Annotated in this window: 1 protein-coding gene and 1 pseudogene; both read right to left on the minus strand. The window is 57.2% G+C overall.

Annotated features, from left to right (window positions below):
* Positions 1–1,985: pseudogene (locus K6N12_RS33415) on the minus strand (Ulp1 family isopeptidase); the annotation flags it as partial.
* A 695-nt stretch (positions 1,986–2,680) separates the two neighbouring features.
* Complete coding sequence (locus tag K6N12_RS33420; protein ID WP_026188840.1) at positions 2,681–4,096, minus strand: ISNCY family transposase; 1,416 nt, start codon at positions 4,094–4,096, stop codon at positions 2,681–2,683.
* Positions 4,097–4,501: the final 405 nt, after the last annotated feature.

Consider the following 4,501-nt stretch of genomic DNA (forward strand, 5'->3'; position numbering starts at 1 on the left):
GTCGAGTCCGGTCGGAGCTTACTCAGCTCTTCGTTGGCGAAGCTATCAATCATGAGGGCGTCGTCGGGATGGGGATCATGCTGTTTCAACTGCGACTCAGCGCCTAGATACTGCCGCAGCCGATCGAAACTCACGCTTATTCTTTTTCCTTCAGCGTTGGTAAAGTTACTGTAATCGTCCTTTAACGACTGTTGCTGCTGATCACTGCCAGTCAAGCGACTGCCTATGCTCCCCCGACCCTTCTTTCGGAGCCAATCACTAAACCTCCGTTGATTGCTGGCCAGATTCAAGACGACTTTCCTCTGCGAAGTCGAGTTCGATCCGAGCTTGCTCAGCGCTTCCTTGGCTAGGTCATCAATGATGCGGGCGTCGTCGGGATAAGGATCATGCTGTTTCAACTGCGACTCGGCGCCTAGATACTGCCGCAGCCGATTGAAACTCACGACCACTTTTTTTCCTTCCTCCTTGGTAAAGGCCCTAAAATCCTCCTGCAACGACCGTTGCTGCTCATCAGTACCGGTGAGTCGGCTGACTATGCTCCCCCTGCCCTCCCTTTTGAGCCAATCGCTAAATTTTCGTTGGTTACTGGCATTTTTCCGGGAAGTCGAGACCGGTCCGAGCTTACTCTGCTCTTCGTTGGCCAAGGCCTCAATAATGAGGGCGTCGTCGGGATAAGGATCATGCTGCTTCAACTGGGACTCGGCGCCTAGATACTGCCGCAGCCGATCAAAACCCACGTTTATTCTTCCTTCAGCCTTGGTAAAGCCCCTAAAATCGTCCTTCAACGACCCTTGCTGCTGATCACTGCCAGTCAGGCGACTGGCTATGCTCCCCCTACCATTCTTTTGGAGCCAATTGCTAAACCTCCGTTGATTTATGGCCGTAATCCGGACAACATTCCTCTTGGAAGTCGAGTCCGATCCGAGCTTGCTCAGCTCTTCGTTGGCGCAGCCATCAATCATGAGGGCGTCGTCGGGATAAGGATTATGCTGTTTCAACTGGGACTCGGCGCCTAGATACTGCCGCAGCCGATCGAAACTCACGACCACTTTTCCCTCGGCCTCGGTAAATTTCCTAAAATCCTCCTGCAACGACCGTTGCTGCTCATCAGTACCCGTGAGTCGGCTGACTATGCTCTCCCTGCCCTCCCTTTTGAGCCAAGCGCTAAATTTTCGTTGGTTACTGGCATTTTTCCGGGAAGTCGAGACCGGTCGGAGCTTACTCCGCTCTTCGTTGGCCAAGGCCTCAATAATGAGGGCGTCGTCGGGATAAGGATCATGAATTCGGCGGCCCATCAGGCGCGGCCCAGGTCCAACGGCTTGGAGTTCTTGCCCCTCAGGCGAGAGCCTCCTGAAATGAGACAGTGCTGAGTTAAGACGCTTACGATCGTCCCCACCGTTTGCCCAGTAATCCGCGATATCACCGGCTAGCGAATCTGGATCGTTTAAAAGCCGAGAAGCCATCGAATCTCTGTTTTCTGCTCGGAGCCAACGAGCGAACCTCCTAAGAATCCCTAAATTGTTCTCGACGGTAGCCTCGGGAACCCTTCCGTCCCCTCGGCCGACGCTACCGTCGGGTAGAATTTCGTAGTTTCGGACTGCTTCCGCGAACTGGTTGATACGGGTCTCGTCATCAGGATGCATGTCTCGGTCGGCGGGGCGACCACGCTTGCGAACCTTGGTTGAGGCCACGTGAGTCTCCGTTGCGGCATCGACGTCTTGCTGCCCCGAACCCCTCTCCGGCGCCAGCGACTGCGGCGTCACTCGCATCGAACCGCCCACGGAACTGCGACGCGGCACACGGTCGCCGGCGTCACTATCGTGCGAACCGAGGCGCAAGTCGGTCGGATCCTGTTCCAGGTCTCGGCTCTCTGAATAGTAGTCGTCGATCCAGGCGTCCGTCTCGAAAGCTCCGGTCACGCCTTCGATCCACCCACTTACTTCGCGAGAATCGTCATCGCGCGGCGGGTTCCGTCTTGGGTACATCGATGCCGTTCCTCCGAAATTCAAATTTGGAACCTCGATCCTAATGCCTGCCGACCGCCGCCCAGCATGCTAAAGCCAGATCCAATCATGCCCTCAAGGCATGGCCGAACACCATATGGCGACGGCTTGCCGACAATCGTCTGCACTCGACCATCAGGCCGGCACATGGCTTGAGAGGCTCGCCAGCTTGCCGCTTGCCATGCGGAGCCCGCTAAAATTGGCCTTCATTTAAGCAGTTTCGGGTGATGTGTGGAACATGCAGCGCGAAGGGTGCCGTCAGAATTTCCGATTCCAACCAATCTTTCCGCCGGCCTTTCTGATTTCGCCGCCTCAGGCAACGGAACCATTGCGGTGTAGCTGCTGACAGAACCCGTTGCACGCCTGATAGTTATGCGACCTATGGGGCGGCGATCAGGATGAGACGCCGTATTGCCTCACCCAAGAGTGTTCCCGGAGAATAATGTCGTTGCCTCACTCGATGTTTTCGAATGCCTCACGGGTTGTTCCGATCGTATCCCCGCACCTGGTGCAGGTGACGGAGGTAGCGAAGCCGCTCGCGAGCGCGCCTCTCAATAGCGCTGTAGCGAGCGGGCGGCTTCGCGGGCGGTCATCATGTTTTCCGGTGGGGTCGGTTGTCGAAGGCCAACCTGGCGGTAAGAGCGCGGATGACGATCCTGTATTGTTCGGTAATGATCTCACTGCCCGACCTCTATACTTTCCGTCTGCCGCGCGGCATCGGCGAATGGCCCGAACACCAGCGCATTGGCCTGTGTACTGCGCCAGATTTTCATTCGGCGCTGCACGGTCCGAATGAGGCCGTCGGGATACACGCCGGGGCATTTGACCTGCAAGCGTTCAAGCAACTCTCGCGAAGTTCGCCAAGGCTCCGCCTCGAACCATTCCTCGAGTTCGGCAGTGACGGCGAGTAGAGGATCGGGCCTCCGCCGCTCTCGCTTGGCCGCTGGCTTGGAGCGGGCAGTCGGTTTCACTTCACCACCACGCCAAGCAATCCGTAAGCCAGAAAGAAAGTCTTCGAGCGTCAGGTACATCGCCTTGAGCCAAAGGCATGTATCCTCCGGCGTGCGTGGGTCGTCAAACAGCCGCTGGAAGAGTGTGGCAGGACGATGATAGCGCTTGATCACCTTGGCTCCGTCACGGTGCTTTTCTTCCAGCTTGACTGATGGCTGAAAGAAATTCACGAACAACCGCATTGACGAATAAAGCTTGGCCAGCTCCCGAGTGGCTCGCAGCCCCTCGAAGCGTCGGTATCCAACGATCTTGCGCACGATTGCGCCATTCTTCTGCTCGACAAATGCCTGATCATTCTTTCGGTAAGGGCGGCAACGGGTAAGTTCGATATTATCGCGCAAGCAATACTCATGAACACTCTCGTTCATGAACACACTGTCGTTATCGGTGTCGAAGCCCAGCAGCGGGAACGGCAGCAACTTGCGCAGTTCGGCCAACGCAGTGATCAGTACCGTTTGCTCGCGAACCAGCAGCGGCGCGCATTCCGTCCAGCCCGTGGCTATATCTGTCAACACCAGCGTTTGCGAGAAGGCACCCCTCGGGTACGGGCCGGAATGAGAAACGAGGTCAGCTTCGACAAAGCCAAGTGCGGGGTCATCCCAATCCGAGAAGGTTCGAACGGGAACACTACGCCGAATCGCTGTTGATCCTTTCCGGCGCCGCGGACCCGTGGCGCTCGCTTTAATCTCCTTGAGGACCCGATCAATCGTCGCTGGGCTCATCGTCAAGAGTCGCCGGCGCGTCTCGCTATTCATATCGCCGTGTCCATGACGTTCCATCGCTTCGATTAGTGTTGGCAACAGGGGGTGTAGTCGCTTGCCGCAAATTCGATCCGACGCCTCCCAAACAACGACGAGCGCTGCCCGCACGTCGTCGCCGTAAACCCGGCGCCCTGGCCGAGGACCACCCTTCGCCGGTTTGCGTTCTCCTCGCAGCAGTCGCATCGCATGCTTGCGATGAAAGCCCGTGAGCGCCACGAACTCGTCTAACATCCTCGCCTTCTCGGCCCGCCCGCCTAACACATAGCGACAACTGATCGCTGCCACCAATTCCGCACGTGTCGCCATGCTGACCTTCCTCATCACAGCTCCCGAGGTTGATTCGGCGGGAGCAATTTAGATGAGGCAATAACCCATTCTCAGGGAGCAGTTCAGGCGAGGCAATGCGCGCGACAAACTGGCGGTGCCTTTGATTGTCGCGAATGAGGCTGGCCTGCCGCGCCGGCGTTTGACCCCCATGGGTGGAACGTCGTCGATAGCTTTCAACGTTCATTTCGAATGATCGTTGCGTGATGAACAAGTCGGTCCACCGCGGCACCCGCCCGCAGGCATTAGTTGCAGGATACGGGTCGGCATCGAGCACCCAACTCACACGTTGGCTCATGATCGCTGTATGAAATGCATCCGGCGCCATGGGCGGGTTTCGTCCTGGCCTGAAGCCATAGTAGAACCCGCAAAGGGTAGGCCGTCATAGACGGCACTAAGCAC

The organism is Rhizobium redzepovicii (assembly GCF_019793435.1).
GTDB lineage: Bacteria > Pseudomonadota > Alphaproteobacteria > Rhizobiales > Rhizobiaceae > Rhizobium > Rhizobium redzepovicii.

Excerpts from the sequence above, each read along its gene's own strand:
- K6N12_RS33420 (WP_026188840.1), bottom strand. The coding sequence starts at position 4,096 with ATGAGGAAGGTCAGCATGGCGACACGTGCGGAATTGGTGGCAGCGATC.